Raw genomic sequence first — 14,242 nt, 5'->3', positions numbered from 1 at the left:
GACCGGGCGGGGCGCGCACGTAGGGTTGGACCGTGCTGACCATCCCCTTCCCGGCGCAGGCCTTCGGGACCAACTGCTACGTCATCGCCGACGGCCCGGGCGAGGAGTGCATCATCGTCGACCCGGGCATCGGCATCGAGGAGACCTTGCGCGAGGTCCTCACGACGCACCGGCTCAAGCCGGCGGCGGTCCTGCTCACCCACGGCCACGTCGACCACGTCTTCTCCGTGACACCCGTCTGCGGTGGCGAGCTCGCCGCCTACATCCACACCGATGACCGCTACCGCCTCGTCGACCCCCTCGGCTCCTCCTCCCTCGGGCCGGCGCTCAGCGGCATGCTCGAGCAGCAGTTCGGCAAGAAGGCCACCTGGCGCGAGCCCGAGCGAGTCGTCGAGGTGACCGACAGCGAGACGGTGAGCGTCGCAGGCATCGACCTCGAGGTGCTGCACGCACCCGGGCACACCGAGGGCTCGGTGATGTTTGCGATGCCGCGCGTGCCGGACGGCGTGCCCGCCGACGCGGAGGTCGACCGCACGCTGATCACGGGCGACGTGCTCTTCGCCGGGTCGATCGGGCGGACCGACCTGCCAGGCGGGTCGCACGAGGCGATGCAGGACTCCCTCCGTCGGGTGGTCCATCCCCGCCCCGACTCCAGCCTCGTCCTGCCCGGCCACGGACCCGCGACGACGCTGGGCCGTGAGAAGGCGACCAACCCGTACCTGCAAGGACTGCGATGACCCACCCCGCCGCCCGCCCCACGAAGGTCACCCCGCTCTCCGGCTTCCCCGAGTACCTGCCCGAGCAGCGCATCGTCGAGCAGCACTTCATCGACGTCATCCGCTCGACCTTCGAGCTGCACGGTTTCCCGTCGATCGAGACCCGCGCGGTCGAGCCGGTCGAGCGGCTTCTCGGCAAGGGAGGCGACGCGGACAAGGAGATCTACGGGATCCACCGCCTGGCCGATGACGAAGGGGGTGCCGCCGGCGGTCGCGAAGGCCAGCTCGGACTGCACTTCGACCTCACCGTCCCCTTCGCCCGGTACGTCGTGGAAAACGCGGGTCGGCTCAACTTCCCCTTCCGCCGTCACCAGATCCAGAAGGTCTGGCGCGGTGAGCGGCCGCAGGAGGGGCGCTACCGCGAGTTCACCCAGTGCGACATCGACGTCGTCGACGCGGGTGAGCTGGCGCCGCACTTCGAGGCCGAGATGCCGCTGGTCATGGCGGAGATCTTCGCCAAGCTGCCCATCCCGCAGATGATCATCCAGGTCAACAACCGCAAGATCCCCGAGGGCTTCTACCGGGGTCTGGGCATCGACGACGTGGCGGGCACGCTGCGCATCGTCGACAAGCTCGACAAGATCGGGCCGGACAAGGTGGCCACCCTGCTCGTCGAGGCGGGGCGCACCGCGGAGCAGGCGCAGGCCTGCCTCGACCTCGCGGCCATCCGGACCGAAGACACCACCTTCGTCGACCGGGTGCGTGCTCTGGGTGTGGAGCACCCCGTGCTCGACGAGGGTCTGGCCGCACTGGCCGCGGTCATCGAGACCGGGGCCGCGGCGGCGCCCGGTGCGATGGTCGCCGACCTGCGGATCGCCCGCGGTCTGGACTACTACACCGGCACCGTCTACGAGACGCAGCTCGTGGGCTACGAGTCGTGGGGGTCCTTCTGCTCCGGTGGTCGGTACGACGAACTGGCCACCGACGGCAAGACGACCTATCCGGGGGTGGGCATCTCGATCGGCTTGTCGCGCCTGCTGGGTCTCCTCCTCGGCAAGGGGCTGGTCGGGGCCACCCGGAAGTCGCCCTCGGCGGTCCTCGTGGCCGTCACGGACGAAGGGAGCCGACCCCGCTCCGTGGCCGTCGCGACGGCGCTGCGGGCGCGCGGCATCCCGTGCGAGGTCGCCCCGGCAGCTGCGAAGTTCGGCAAGCAGATCCGCTTCGCCGAGCGTCGCGGGATCCCGTACGTGTGGTTCCCGGGTGCGAGCGACTCCGGTGGCGACCAGGTCAAGGACATCCGCTCCGGCGAGCAGGTGGATGCCGCTGCCGAGTCGTGGACCTGCCCGGTCGAGGACCTGCAGCCACGCGTGGTCGCCCTGGGGGAGTGAGCTAGCTCGCTGCACGACGCCAGATCCCCTCCGGCCCGTGGAGCACCGGGTCCTGGCGGCGGTTGCGTGCGGCGGGCCCCGTGACGGCCCCCGAGGGGAGGGGGTCGTCGTCGCTCGCGTCGACGAAGGCCACCCTGTAGCCCACCTCCGCCAGCAGGCTCACGACCGCGCCGAAGGGGAGCGACGCGGCGTCGACCTCCATCCGGCCCACCGTGGCTGGGCTCCACCCGAGGCGGGTGGCCAGCTGCCGCTGGGTCAGCCGATGGAGCCGGCGAAACCGGCGTGACAGCAGGCCGACCCTGCGTCCGGCGGCCACCCACCTGCGCTCCGCGCACGGCGACGAGGGGCAGGCGGTGCAGGGCTCGTAGTCGTCGGGTGCGGTGCCGACCGGGCACGACATGGGGCAGGCGATCGGTGACTGGTCCATGCGTCGATGCTGGCGGGGGAGTCAGGGCAGCACCAGACGGACGTGAGGTCTGGGGAGGGCGCCTCCGTGGTGATCCCGGGTGTGGACAGAGCCCCACGTCGACCCCGTCGAGCTGACCTCAGGGTGCAGTGGCCGAGGGGGCGCCGCCCGTCCTCTGGTGGGGCCGAAGGCCGCAGTCCGAGAGCTCGAGGAGGGCGAGGTCGCGGATCACCTCCCGGTCGCCACGCCGCCACGCCCCGGCTGGGTCGGGGCTGATCCGGGAGAGTCGTTGCAGCGGCTGGTTGGACATCGCCCGCAGGGCGAAGAGGTCGAGGTCGTCGACGCTGTCGACGAGGGACTGCGCCGCCGTCGCCCGGCGGACGAAGCGCCACCGCGCCGCGAGCCAGAAGGCGCCGACGATGAGGATCGGCGTCAGCGCCGTCACCCAGCCAAGGGTCGTGGCGAGGCTCTCCACCGCGCTCACGAGGTCTCGGCCAGCCTCTTCGATCGTCGTCCCGGCCCCTGCGGCATCGCGGAAGGGGGTGGCCACCTTGTCGTCGAGCACCGGCAGGTCGTCGACGGTGTTGCCCGCCGTCGTCAGCTTGTCCCGAAACCCGGACCCGGCGGACTCGAGTCGGTGGCCCGGCTCGGCGAGCTCCAGGGTCGAGTTGTGCACCGCCCGGCCCACGCGTGCCCAGAGGAGGACCCAGGCGATCATGAGGAGGTCGGCGACGACCTGACCAAGACGTCGGGCCGGGAGATCCGCATACAGCTTCATGAGCCCATTAGACTCCTCGCCGTGGTCGCGACCACCCGTGGGCACAATGGGGTGCCCACGGCACGACCCCGACCCGAGAGAGGCCGACACCGACGGTGAGCCGCCCGACCCCCCTCCAGCGGGCCGTGCGCACCTGGCTCACCCAGCTCGACGTCGAGCGCGGGGTCTCCACCCACACGCTGAGCGCCTACGCGCGAGACGCCGGTCGCTATCTCGACCACCTTGCAGCGGCTGGTGTCACCGACCCGGGTGAGGTGACCGAGCAGCACGTCTCCGCCTTCCTCGCCGCACTGCGCACCGGCGACGCCGACCACCCGCCGCTCGCGGCCAGTTCCGCGGCTCGCACCCTCGTCGCCGTCCGCGGCCTGCACAAGTTCCTCGCGCTCGAGGGCCTCACCGACCACAACCCGGCCGAGGACGTGGCGCCGCCGTCACCCCCTTCGCGTCTGCCCAAGGCGATCCGACTCGACGAGGTGACCCGGCTCATCGACGCGGCCGGAGTCGGGGACGGCCCGGTACCCCTGCGGGACCGGGCGCTCCTCGAGCTGCTCTACGGCACCGGAGCTCGCATCTCCGAGGTCGTGGGCCTGGACATCGACGACCTCGACCTCGAGGTGGGCGCTGCGCGACTGCTCGGCAAGGGCGGCAAGGAGCGCATCGTCCCCATCGGCAGCTACGCCGTCGAGGCCGTCCAGGCCTGGCTGGTGCGAGGCCGCCCCGAGCTGGCGAGCGCCGGCCGCGCCGGCCCCGCCGTCTTCCTCAACCGCCGGGGCGCCCGGCTGTCCCGGCAGAGCGCGTGGGCCGTCATCACGACGGCGGCAGATCGGGCCGGGCTCTCCGGGCACGTCTCGCCACACACCCTGAGGCACTCCTTCGCCACCCACCTGCTGGAGGGCGGCGCCGACGTGCGCGTCGTGCAGGAGCTGCTCGGGCACGCCTCGGTGACGACGACGCAGATCTACACGATGGTCACCGTGCAGCAGCTGCGCGAGGTCTACGCGCAGGCCCACCCCCGAGCCCGCTGATAGGGTCATCGCTGATCAGCGAGAGGCTGACCGACCCACGACGATGGAGTGATCCGACTGTGGCATCAGAGGTGACGCCGCCGCTCGACCTCGAGCACGACCTGACCCAGTACGGTCCGACCGGCCGACCCATGCCCTCCTTCCCGGAGCCCGAGCCCCTGGCATCGCACGGCCCCGCCCGCATCATCGCGATGTGCAACCAGAAGGGCGGCGTCGGCAAGACGACGACCACCATCAACCTCGGCGCCGCTCTCGCGGAGGCCGGTCGACGGGTCCTGCTCGTCGACTTCGACCCGCAGGGTGCCCTCTCCGTGGGGCTGGGCGTGCCGACGCACACCCTCGACACGACGATCTACGACCTGCTCGTCTCCCGCGGCCACGAGATCACCGAGATCATCCAGCACACCTCCGTGCCGGGGCTCGACGTCGCCCCGGCCAACATCGACCTGTCCGCGGCCGAGGTCCAGCTCGTCGGCGAGGTCGCCCGAGAGCAGATCCTCGCCCGCGTGCTCCGGCCCGTCGTCGACGACTACGACGTCGTCCTCATCGACTGCCAGCCCTCTCTCGGCCTGCTGACCGTCAACGCCCTCACGGCCGCCCACGGCGTGATCATCCCGCTCGAGACCGAGTACTTCGCCATGCGAGGTGTCGCGCTGCTCGTCGAGACCATCGACAAGATCACCGATCGGCTCAACCCCGGCCTGACCGTCGACGGCATCCTCGCGACGATGTACGACGGCCGTACCCTGCACAGCCGCGAGGTCGTCGGCTCGGTCGTCGACCACTTCGGGGACAAGGTCTTCCACACCGTCATCTCCCGCACGGTGAAGTTCCCCGACGCCACGCTCGCGGCCGAGCCGATCACCACCTACGCCACCGGTCACTCGGGGGCCAACGCCTACCGGCAGCTGGCCCGCGAGCTGATCTCGCGCGGCGGCGCTCCCTGATACCCGTGGAGGCCCCACCGGCCACCACGGCCCCCGAGGCCACCGAGTCCCACGCGCCGGATCCCGACGTCGCCGTCCCCGGCGGTGTCATCACCAAGCGGGGTGCGGAGCAGGCCTTCACCGTCCACCTCGACAACTTCGAGGGGCCCTTCGACCTGCTCCTGGGACTGATCAGCAAGCACCAGCTGGACATCACCGAGATCGCGTTGGCCAAGGTCACCGACGAGTTCATGGTGCACCTGCGCGCGCTTCAGGCCAGCGAGCCGTCATGGGACCTGGGTCAGACGAGCGAGTTCCTCCTCGTCGCGGCCACGCTGCTCGACATCAAGGCATCGCGCCTGCTGCCCAACACGGGTGATGGTGACGAGGAGGACCTCGAGCTCATCGAGGCCCGTGACCTGCTTTTCGCCCGCCTGCTGCAGTACCGCGCCTTCAAGGACGTGGCCGCGCGCTTCGGCGAGACGCTCGCGACGACCGGCCGGATGACGCCACGCCAGGCCGGTCTCGAGCCCCACCTCGCCTCGCTCCTCCCGGAGCTGGTCATGAGCGTGACGCCCGAGCAGCTGGCCATGGTCGCCGCCCGGACGCTCGCCCCCAAGGAGCCCGAGACCGTCGGCCTGACCCACCTGCACGCACCCGCCGTCAGCGTCCGCGAGCAGGCGGCCCTCGTCGTCGACCGGCTGCGGTCGGAGGGCACGCTCTCCTTCCGCACGCTCGTGCAGGACGCGGACTCGACGCTCGTCGTCGTGGCCCGCTTCCTCGCGCTGCTCGAGCTCTTCCGCGACAAGCAGGTCGCGCTCGACCAGCCCGAGGCCCTCGGCGACCTCGAGGTCAGCTGGACCGGTAGCCAGGAGGGCACCGTGGACGTCGGTGCCGAGTTCGACGAAGGGGAGGCACCGCCCCCTTCGTCCGAGGAGGAGATGCCCGATGAGTGAGCCGACACCCTCACCCCCCGCCGCAACCGCCCCACCGGCGGGCGTGCCGGAGGGGGACGACGTGCAGGTCGCCTTCGACGTCGGAGACCTGCCCGGCGGCGCCCGCGGCGCCATCGAGGCCGTGCTGATGATCGTCGAGGAGCCCGTCACCGACCACGCGCTGTCGTCGGCTCTCGAGCTGCCCGTCGAGGAGATCCGAGCGCACCTCGGCGCCCTCGAGGAGGCCTACGCCGACGGCCGGCACGGCTTCACCGTGCGCAACGTGGGGGGAGGATGGCGCTTCTACAGCCACCACGCCTATGCCCCGGTCGTCGAGCGCTTCGTCCTGGACGGTCAGCAGTCCCGCCTGACAACCGCCTCCCTCGAGACCCTCGCCGTCATCGCCTACCGGCAGCCGATCTCGCGGGCGCGCATCGGCGCGATCCGCGGGGTCAACGTCGACGGTGTCGTGCGCACCCTCCTCACCCGCGGCCTCATCGTCGAGGTCACCAAGGACGAGGAGTCCAATGCGACGCTCTACGGGACGACCCCGTACTTCCTCGAGCGGATGGGTCTGAACACGCTCGACGACCTCCCGCCGATCGCCCCCTACCTGCCCGATGCCGCCGTGCTCGACGAACTCGTGAATGAGGCCCGCCCATGACTCCGCCCCAGAACCGTCGCCCCGGAGGACCGCAGGGTGCACCCCGCGGCAAGGGACCCAAGAAGCCGCCGCGACCCGGCCGACGCCCGCAGCCCGACCGCGGCACGAGCGGCCGCAGCCGGCAGGGACAGCCGCAGCTGGCCCCCGAGCCCCCGCAGGCACCCACGATCGACGTCCACGACCCCCAGGGCACCCGCCTGCAGAAGGTGCTCGCCGCGGCGGGCATCGGCTCCCGCCGCGCCTGCGAGCTGCTCATCAGCGAGGGGCGCGTCGAGGTCGACGGACAGATCGTGCGTGAGCTCGGCGTGCGCGTCGACCCGCTGCGCCAGACCGTCCACGTCGACGGCGAGCGGGTGCACCTCGACGAGTCGCGCGTCTACCTCGCCTTCAACAAGCCCACCGGTGTGGTCACGACCATGTCCGACGAGCTGGGCCGGGTGAGCATCGGCGACTACGTCGCCGGGCGACCCGAGCGGCTCTTCCACGTCGGGCGGCTGGACGCCGACACCGAGGGCCTGCTCATCCTCACCAACGACGGCGACCTCGCGCACCGCCTCCAGCACCCCGCCCACGGCGTGCTCAAGACCTACATCGCGGAGATCCCCGGCCCCGTGCCCAAGGACCTCGGCAAGCGGCTGCGCGACGGGGTCGAGCTCGAGGACGGCCCGGTGCGGGTCGACTCCTTCAAGGTCGTCGACTCCCGGCCGGGCAAGGCGATCGTCGAGGTCATCCTCCACGAGGGGCGCAAGCACATCGTCCGCCGCATGCTCGACCACGTGGGCCACCCGGTCCTCTCGCTCGTGCGGACCCAGGTCGGCCCGATCACGCTCGGCACGACGAAGTCGGGCCGGTGGCGCAACCTCAGCCGGCAGGAGATCAGCGACCTGTACAAGGCTGCCGGGCTGTGACCACGGCCGACGAGGCGAAGGGGGCAGCCACAGCACTCCCTCCGGTGCACGTCATCGGCACCGGGCTCATCGGGACGAGCATCGGGCTCGCCCTGACCGCGGTCGGGGTCGACGTCAGCCTCGAGGACCAGTCGGAGACCTCCGCCGCCCTGGCCCGCGACCTCGGCGCCGGCCGGATCAGCGGGGAGGTGGCCCCGGGGGTCGTGGTCGTCGCCGCGCCACCCGACGTCTCCCCGCGGCTGGTGCTCCGTGCCCTCGAGCGCTGGCCCGAAGCCGTGGTCACCGACGTCGCCTCGGTCAAGCAGGTGGTCCTCGCCGACGTCTCCCGTGCCGGCGTGCCCATCGACCGCTACGTCGGCAGCCACCCCATGGCCGGCCGCGAGCGCTCGGGGGCCATCAGCGCCCGCGGTGACCTCTTCACCGGGCGCGCCTGGGTGCTCTGCCCGCACCCGGGCAGCGACCCCGCCGCGACCGAGCTCGTCGCTGCGGTGGCCCGCGCGACGGGTGCCGCGGTCACGACGCTCAGCCCGGCCGAGCACGACGCTGCCGTGGCCGCGGTCTCCCACGTGCCCCAGGTGGCGGCGTCTCTCGTCGCCGCCCGCCTCGAGCACCTGAGTGACGAAGCCGTCGGCCTCGCCGGTCAGGGCGTGCGTGACGTCACGCGCATCGCGGCCAGCGACCCCGGGCTGTGGACCCAGATCCTCTCCGGCAATGCACTCGCGGTCGCCGACGTCCTGCGCTCCGTGCGGGACGACCTCGGTGAGCTCGTCGCCGCGCTCGAGGCCCTCGGCGCCGACGAGGACGACGTGGCCGATGCCCCGGGGGCGCGGGCCGTGTTGGCCCGCGCCATCGCCGACGGCAATGCCGGTCACGCCCGCATCCCCGGCAAGCACGGTGCGCCGCCCGCCACCTACGCCGTCGTCAGCGTGGTCGTCGACGACCGCCCCGGCGAGGTCGCCCGACTCCTCACCGACATCGGTGACGCGGGGGTCAACATGGAGGACCTGCGCCTCGACCACGGGCTGGGCCTGCCCTTCGGTCTGGCGGAGGTCTCCGTGCTCCCGGCCGCAGCCGGTCCGCTCACCGAGGCCCTCACGACGCGAGGGTGGCAGCTGCACTCCTGACGGGCGACTAGGCTGGGCCCTCGTGACCAGCCAGCCCGCCCCCTTCGTCATCGCCATCGACGGCCCCTCGGGCTCCGGCAAGTCCAGCGTCTCCCGTGCGGTCGCGACGCGGCTCGGTGCCGGCTACCTCGACACCGGCGCCATGTACCGGGCCCTCACGTGGTGGTGCCGGCACACCGAGGTCGACCTCGGTGACGCTGCGGCCATCACCGCAGCCGCCGTCGCTCTGCCGCTCGACATCGGTGACGACCCGCAGGCACCCAGCGTCACCGTCGACGGCACGGACGTCGCAGCGGACATCCGCACGAGCGAGATCTCCTCGCTGGTCTCGACCGTCGCCACGGTCCCGGACGTGCGCGTGGAGATGCAGCGTCGGCAGCGTGCGCTCATCGACGACATCGCCGCCCGGCACGGGGCCTGCGTCGCCGAAGGGCGGGACGTCACGACGGTCATCGCCCCGGAAGCCTCCGTGCGGATCCTGCTCACCGCCAGCGAGGAGGCGCGCCTGCGCCGTCGCTCGCTCGAGGTGCACGGCGCCACCGACGAGGCAGCCATCGCCGCGACCCGCGACCAGGTCGTCCGTCGCGACCGTGACGACTCGACCGTCTCGCAGTTCACCGAGGCGGCCGACGGCGTGACCGTCGTCGACACCTCGGACCTCGACTTCGCAGGATCGATCGACGCGGTGATGTCGCTCGTCGATGCCGCGCGCGGTCGCTGACCCGCCCCGACCACCAGCCGCCACCGGCCGGTGGCTGCGACAATGGGCGACACCACCAACTCCAGGAGCACCGTTGAACACCACCCCTGAACCCGCCGACCCCACCGGGACGGATGACGCGGCGCACGCCGAGGGCGTCGAGCGGGTGCTGCGTGCCGGGCTCGAGGACTTCGAGCTGACGGCTGAGGACCGGGCGATCATCGACGGCTTCCAGCCGGAGGCCGACGAGGTCGCGGCCGGACCGCTGCCGGTCGTCGCCATCGTCGGACGGCCCAATGTCGGCAAGTCGACCTTCGTCAACCGTGTGCTGCGCCGTCGTGAGGCCGTCGTCGAGGACACGCCCGGCGTGACCCGCGACCGGGTCGCCTACGACGCGGAGTGGTCGGGCCGCCGATTCACCCTGCTCGACACCGGTGGCTGGGAGATCGGCGCCCAAGGCATCCACCTGCGTGTCGCCGAGCAGGCCGAGGTCGCCATCGACATGGCCGACGTCGTCGTCTTCGTCGTCGACGCGGTCGTCGGTGCCACGGACGACGACGAGGCCGTCGTCAAGCTGCTGCGCGCGTCCGGCAAGCCGGTCGTGCTCGTCGCCAACAAGGTGGACGACCAGCGCTTCGAGCCGGACGCGGCCGCGCTGTGGAACCTCGGGCTCGGCGAGCCCCATCCGGTCTCCGCGCTGCACGGCCGGGGGAGCGGGGACGCGCTCGACGCCGTCCTCGACGTGCTGCCCGTGGTCTCCGCTCGTGGTGGCGCGGTGCCCGAAGGGGGTCCCCGCCGGGTCGCGCTCATCGGCCGCCCCAATGTCGGCAAGTCCAGCCTGCTCAACAAGCTTGCGGGCGAGGAGCGGGTCGTGGTGGACAACGTCGCCGGGACAACCCGCGACCCGGTCGACGAGCTCGTCGAGGTCGGTGGTCGGCAGTGGCGCTTCGTCGACACCGCCGGTATCCGTCGGCGGGTCCACCAGACCCGAGGCGCCGACTTCTACGCCTCGCTCCGCACGCAGGCCGCGCTCGAGAAGGCCGAGGTCGCCGTCGTGCTCATCGACACGCACGAGCCGATCACGGAGCAGGACCTGCGCATCATCAGCCAGGTCGTCGAGGCCGGTCGGGCGCTCGTCATCGGGTACAACAAGTGGGACCTGCTCGACGAGGAGCGACGCTTCTACCTCGAGCGCGAGATCGAGCGCGATCTCGTGCAGGTCACGTGGGCCCCGCGCGTGAACCTCTCGGCCCAGACCGGCCGCCACGTCGACCGGCTGACCCCCGCGCTCGACACGGCGCTGGAGTCGTGGGACCGCCGCGTGCCCACGTCGCGGCTCAACGCGGTGCTCGGCGAGATCGCCTCGTCGCACCCGCACCCGGTGCGCGGCGGCAAGCAGCCCCGCATCCTCTTCGCCACCCAGGCGTCCACCCGTCCGCCGCGCTTCGTCATCTTCGCCTCGGGCTTCATCGAGGCTGGCTACCGGCGCTTCCTCGAGCGGCGGCTGCGTGAGGAGTTCGGCCTCGAGGGCACGCCCATCGAGATCAGCGTGCGGGTGCGCGAGCGACGCGGCCGGCGCCGCTGAGGTGGTCGCGACGCCGCCTCGGCGGAGTCGTCAGACCGCACTGACCGGCAGCTGACGGCGGGCGCCCGCGCCGACCTTCTGCCGGGCCAGCGGCGCCCACGCCTGAACGGCGCAGAAGGGTGCGCACTGCTCTCCCTTCGTCCCCCGGGTGCCGACGTGGACACAGCACTGCGTCAGCCGCTCCTCGATCATCGTGTTGATGTCCATGAAGGGCTTGACGCTGATCCGCTTGACCCGCTCGCCCATGAGACGACGCAGTCGCTCGTGCTGACCCGGCAGTCGTGACGTGACGAGCGTCGTCAGGGTCGACAGGCCGAGGTCGCAGGTCTGGCAGACGGCCTTCCACAGGTCGCCGACCTGCGGGTGGGAGAGAGAGGTCTGCTCGCTCAGCAGGCCGAGCACGGCGTCCTTGACGACCGCGCGCATCTGCTCGGGGATGGCCTGGTCGGTGATCCGGTTGGCGAAGCTCTCCGGCGCGAGGTCGAGCCACTGCTTGAGCTGGTCGTGCCCGACGATGGCGGTGAGCGATCGCCAGGTGTCGGAGTCGTCCCGCAGCAGATAGCCGACCGACGCGCAGTGCGGGTGACTGCACGGCAGTGCCGTGAGGTCGCGCCACGTCACTAGTCCCTCCGTCTGGGGCCCCATCCGGGCCAGGACACCGGTGTGCGTCAGCCGGTCGGTGGCGTCGATCGCACCGGATCGGCCGGAGCCGAAGATCGGCTGGATCGAGACCCCGCAGACGAAGGGGGTCTCCAGCGAGCGGGTGATGACGTGCCCGATCTCGTCGTCGTTGACCCCGAGCTCGGCGGTCATCGTCAGGGTGGTGAAGACCCCGGCCTCGCTCAGGCGGGAGATCGCACGGTGCTTGTGGGCCCGCAGATCGCCGCCACGGTGGTGCAGCGAGGCCTCGGCGCTCGATCCGTCGTACTGGAGGTAGATCTCGACGCGCTGCCGGTGCCGGCGCAGCAGCGCGACGAGGGCGTCGTCGCGGGCGACGGTCAGACCGTTGGTGTTGATGAGGATCCGCACCACGGGCCGCGCGACGAGCTCGTCGAGGAGCCGCTCGAGGTCGGGGTAGAGCGTGGGCTCACCACCGGAGAGCATGAGCACGTCGAGCCGGCCGTCCTCCCGGGCGAGGCGGGCGTCGACATTGGCCAGCACCTCCTCGACGCTCGCGACGCCGGTGAGCGCAGGAGCGGAGTCGGCGAAGCACGTCGGGCAACGCAGGTTGCAGTGCTCGGTGACGTCCTCGAGGAGGATGCACGTGTGCTGGGTCTGCATCTCGGGCAGGCCGTCGAGGTAGGCCGCCGGTACCGGGTCGAAGTTGCCGGAGAGGTCGGGGACGTGCGACTTGGTGGGGGCGGTCCACTCCTCGAGGTAGGACAGGATCTGCGGGTCCTCGTCGTAGAGGGTGCGCACGAGCCCGTGGTCGGGGCAGCCCCGCTCAAGCCAGATGCGCCCGTCGCGCTCGGCGAGCCAGCCGCTGAGCCGGCGTACCTCGGTCAGGTCGGCGTCGGGCGACTCCTCGTGGCAGGTGGGGCAGAAGGCGTTGACGTAGCGATGGATCCGGTCGCCGCGCAGAGGACGACCCGGTCCGGCATCGGGCTGCGCGGCGGGGCGAGGCGTCACAGCAGGACCCCGCTCGAGTCGTTCTGGTACATCTGGGCGAAGCCGAAGACCAGGGCGGTGCAGACGCCGGCGCTCGAGATGAGCCACAGGCCGCCGGCCACCAGGCAGGCCACGCCCCAGCCGCGCAGGCGGTCCGGGATCATCAGCACGCAGCCAGCCAGGAGCAGGATCACCGGGGTGGCGATGACACCGAGGACCACCAGCCAGGCTCCGTCCCCGGCGGGCCCGGGCACGACGCTGCTGACACCCCAGGTGAGCAGCGCGATGACGACGGGTCCGAGGAGGCCGACGAGCGCGCCGATGCCGGCGCCCGCGCCCATGCCGAGCCCGGTGCGTGGGGGAGCGGGGTAGGGGCTACCCGATGGCGGGGGCTGGACCATGCTCGACTCCTTGGGGTTGACGGCGCACCGCGACGGCGCTGCGCCAGATGAGGAGGGGGAGGGTGGCCGCGAGGAAGAGCTGGGGCCGGGTCAGGCCCAGCCACGCCACCTCGTTGCCACGGACGGCCTCGACACCGAAGCGGAAGAGTGCGTACCCCGTGATGTAGAGGGTGAAGAGATCGGCCGCGTCGGCGAGCCGGTCCCGGCAGATCCAGATGGCGAGCAGAGCCAGCAGGTGGAAGGCGATCTCGTAGGCGAAGGACGGGTGGAGCCGGGTGCCGAGAGGGACACCCCAGGCTGCGGCGTCGGCGGTGGAGGTGACCGGGACCGCCCACGGCACGTCCGTGGCGGTCCCGGGTGGCTCGGTGAGCAGGCACCCCACGCGACCCACGGCCATGCCCGCAGCCACGGCGGGCGCGAAGAGGGCGCCCGTGCGCCACTGCATCCGCAGCAGCCGCTTGCCGACGAGCACCGCGACGTACGCGAAGGCGAGCCCGCCGAGGATGCTCCGGTTGCCGTAGAGCCAGTGCACCGCGAGCGGGTCGTTGGCGCTGGGCTGGAGGTGCTGGAGCCACGTGCCGAGGCGGGCGCCGACGGCGCCGAAGCCGACCGCGAGGGCGACGAGCGCCCAGATCCGCTCGTCGGACACCCCCCGGCGCCATTTCTCCAGGGCGAGGACTCCGCCGGCGGTCAGGACTCCGATACCGACCCACAGGTCGTGCGTCATGGACGGCGTCCACGACGTCGGGAGGCTCGGGTCCATGCCTCCTGATCCTGCCAGTTGACGTGGTGTGGTGGGCCGGAGCGAAGGGAGCGACCCGCCGGTGGACCCGATTCGGCCACGGCCGTGGGAGTGGGTTAAAGTGACGTTCGCTCCTGCGGGAGCGGCCACGGGCTGTGGCGCAGTTTGGTAGCGCACTTGACTGGGGGTCAAGGGGTCGCAGGTTCAAATCCTGTCAGCCCGACCAGCGGAAACGTTGGCATGAAGACGATCTCGGGCAACCGAGATCGTCTTCGGTTGTGCTGGAGTGTTGCCGTCCGCGTGTCGTCCTGCAGCTCACCCGGCCGAAGGGAGCAC

At 71.8% G+C, this 14,242-nt stretch carries 15 protein-coding genes and 1 tRNA gene; 11 read left to right on the top strand and 5 right to left on the bottom strand.

Going from position 1 to position 14,242, the window contains the following annotated elements:
* Positions 1-32 precede the first annotated feature (32 nt).
* Both AB4Y78_RS05625 and hisS read left to right on the top strand, forming a co-directional pair.
* On the top strand, positions 33-737 hold the full coding sequence (locus AB4Y78_RS05625) for an MBL fold metallo-hydrolase (protein WP_441713222.1): 705 nt from the start codon (positions 33-35) through the stop codon (positions 735-737).
* Entirely contained in the window at positions 734-2,104 is a 1,371-nt protein-coding gene (gene hisS / locus AB4Y78_RS05620; protein WP_306514606.1) for a histidine--tRNA ligase, read from the top strand. The genes AB4Y78_RS05625 and hisS overlap by 4 nt, the downstream gene beginning before the upstream one ends.
* 1 nt (position 2,105) lies before the next feature.
* On the opposite strand, the gene AB4Y78_RS05615 is transcribed toward hisS, so the two are convergent.
* Positions 2,106-2,531 carry a helix-turn-helix domain-containing protein gene (locus tag AB4Y78_RS05615; RefSeq protein WP_387357027.1) on the bottom strand — a complete coding sequence of 142 codons (426 nt, stop codon included), beginning with the start codon at positions 2,529-2,531 and terminating at the stop codon, positions 2,106-2,108.
* A gap of 118 nt (positions 2,532-2,649) precedes the next feature.
* A complete protein-coding gene (locus AB4Y78_RS05610; protein WP_441713219.1) occupies positions 2,650-3,288 on the bottom strand; it encodes a hypothetical protein in 639 nt (212 codons plus the stop codon).
* Between the two features lie 95 nt (positions 3,289-3,383).
* Here AB4Y78_RS05610 and AB4Y78_RS05605 point away from each other — a divergent pair, with 95 nt between their 5' ends.
* The 8 genes from AB4Y78_RS05605 to der all read left to right on the top strand — a co-directional run bounded on the left by AB4Y78_RS05605 (position 3,384) and on the right by der (position 11,155).
* Positions 3,384-4,313 (top strand): site-specific tyrosine recombinase XerD, encoded by a 930-nt coding sequence (locus tag AB4Y78_RS05605; RefSeq protein ID WP_387357023.1) that lies wholly within the window; start codon positions 3,384-3,386, stop codon positions 4,311-4,313.
* Between the two features lie 131 nt (positions 4,314-4,444).
* Entirely contained in the window at positions 4,445-5,260 is an 816-nt protein-coding gene (locus tag AB4Y78_RS05600) for a ParA family protein (protein WP_441736973.1), read from the top strand.
* Between the two features lie 5 nt (positions 5,261-5,265).
* Positions 5,266-6,195: a segregation and condensation protein A gene (locus AB4Y78_RS05595; protein ID WP_259910481.1), complete on the top strand. Its 930-nt coding sequence runs from the start codon at positions 5,266-5,268 to the stop codon at positions 6,193-6,195.
* Positions 6,188-6,838: an SMC-Scp complex subunit ScpB gene (gene scpB, locus AB4Y78_RS05590; protein WP_441713217.1), complete on the top strand. Its 651-nt coding sequence runs from the start codon at positions 6,188-6,190 to the stop codon at positions 6,836-6,838. Before AB4Y78_RS05595 ends, scpB begins: the two co-directional genes overlap by 8 nt.
* Positions 6,835-7,746 carry a pseudouridine synthase gene (locus AB4Y78_RS05585; RefSeq protein WP_387357017.1) on the top strand — a complete coding sequence of 304 codons (912 nt, stop codon included), beginning with the start codon at positions 6,835-6,837 and terminating at the stop codon, positions 7,744-7,746. The genes scpB and AB4Y78_RS05585 overlap by 4 nt, the downstream gene beginning before the upstream one ends.
* Positions 7,743-8,870 carry a prephenate dehydrogenase gene (locus tag AB4Y78_RS05580; RefSeq protein ID WP_441713216.1) on the top strand — a complete coding sequence of 376 codons (1,128 nt, stop codon included), beginning with the start codon at positions 7,743-7,745 and terminating at the stop codon, positions 8,868-8,870. The genes AB4Y78_RS05585 and AB4Y78_RS05580 overlap by 4 nt, the downstream gene beginning before the upstream one ends.
* A 22-nt stretch (positions 8,871-8,892) precedes the next feature.
* A complete protein-coding gene (cmk, locus tag AB4Y78_RS05575; protein WP_306514498.1) occupies positions 8,893-9,591 on the top strand; it encodes a (d)CMP kinase in 699 nt (232 codons plus the stop codon).
* A 73-nt stretch (positions 9,592-9,664) separates the two neighbouring features.
* A complete protein-coding gene (der, locus tag AB4Y78_RS05570) occupies positions 9,665-11,155 on the top strand; it encodes a ribosome biogenesis GTPase Der (protein ID WP_441713215.1) in 1,491 nt (496 codons plus the stop codon).
* A 30-nt stretch (positions 11,156-11,185) separates the two neighbouring features.
* Here the strand turns inward: der and AB4Y78_RS05565 are convergent, their stop codons facing one another.
* From AB4Y78_RS05565 to AB4Y78_RS05555, 3 genes are read right to left on the bottom strand one after another with little or no spacing between them, the layout of a single operon-like run.
* The gene (locus AB4Y78_RS05565; protein WP_265229479.1) at positions 11,186-12,784 is read right to left on the bottom strand and encodes a radical SAM protein; all 1,599 of its coding nucleotides are present in this window, start codon (positions 12,782-12,784) and stop codon (positions 11,186-11,188) included.
* On the bottom strand, positions 12,781-13,164 hold the full coding sequence (locus tag AB4Y78_RS05560) for a hypothetical protein (RefSeq protein ID WP_128277080.1): 384 nt from the start codon (positions 13,162-13,164) through the stop codon (positions 12,781-12,783). The genes AB4Y78_RS05565 and AB4Y78_RS05560 overlap by 4 nt, the downstream gene beginning before the upstream one ends.
* Entirely contained in the window at positions 13,139-13,927 is a 789-nt protein-coding gene (locus AB4Y78_RS05555; protein WP_441713214.1) for a prolipoprotein diacylglyceryl transferase, read from the bottom strand. The genes AB4Y78_RS05560 and AB4Y78_RS05555 overlap by 26 nt, the downstream gene beginning before the upstream one ends.
* Before the next feature lie 128 nt (positions 13,928-14,055).
* Here AB4Y78_RS05555 and AB4Y78_RS05550 point away from each other — a divergent pair.
* Positions 14,056-14,132 (top strand) — tRNA-Pro (locus tag AB4Y78_RS05550).
* Positions 14,133-14,242: the final 110 nt, after the last annotated feature.

The organism is Janibacter sp. RAF52, from assembly GCF_052114035.1.
Classification (GTDB): Bacteria; Actinomycetota; Actinomycetes; order Actinomycetales; family Dermatophilaceae; genus Janibacter; species Janibacter hoylei.
This window is presented reverse-complemented; position numbering and strand designations above follow the sequence as displayed.

Excerpts from the sequence above, each read along its gene's own strand:
- AB4Y78_RS05585 (WP_387357017.1), top strand. The coding sequence starts at position 6,835 with ATGACTCCGCCCCAGAACCGTCGCCCCGGAGGACCGCAGGGTGCACCC.
- hisS (WP_306514606.1), top strand. The coding sequence starts at position 734 with ATGACCCACCCCGCCGCCCGCCCCACGAAGGTCACCCCGCTCTCCGGC.
- AB4Y78_RS05610 (WP_441713219.1), bottom strand. The coding sequence starts at position 3,288 with ATGAAGCTGTATGCGGATCTCCCGGCCCGACGTCTTGGTCAGGTCGTC.
- AB4Y78_RS05600 (WP_441736973.1), top strand. The coding sequence starts at position 4,445 with ATGCCCTCCTTCCCGGAGCCCGAGCCCCTGGCATCGCACGGCCCCGCC.
- AB4Y78_RS05560 (WP_128277080.1), bottom strand. The coding sequence starts at position 13,164 with ATGGTCCAGCCCCCGCCATCGGGTAGCCCCTACCCCGCTCCCCCACGC.
- AB4Y78_RS05555 (WP_441713214.1), bottom strand. The coding sequence starts at position 13,927 with ATGGACCCGAGCCTCCCGACGTCGTGGACGCCGTCCATGACGCACGAC.
- AB4Y78_RS05615 (WP_387357027.1), bottom strand. The coding sequence starts at position 2,531 with ATGGACCAGTCACCGATCGCCTGCCCCATGTCGTGCCCGGTCGGCACC.
- scpB (WP_441713217.1), top strand. The coding sequence starts at position 6,188 with ATGAGTGAGCCGACACCCTCACCCCCCGCCGCAACCGCCCCACCGGCG.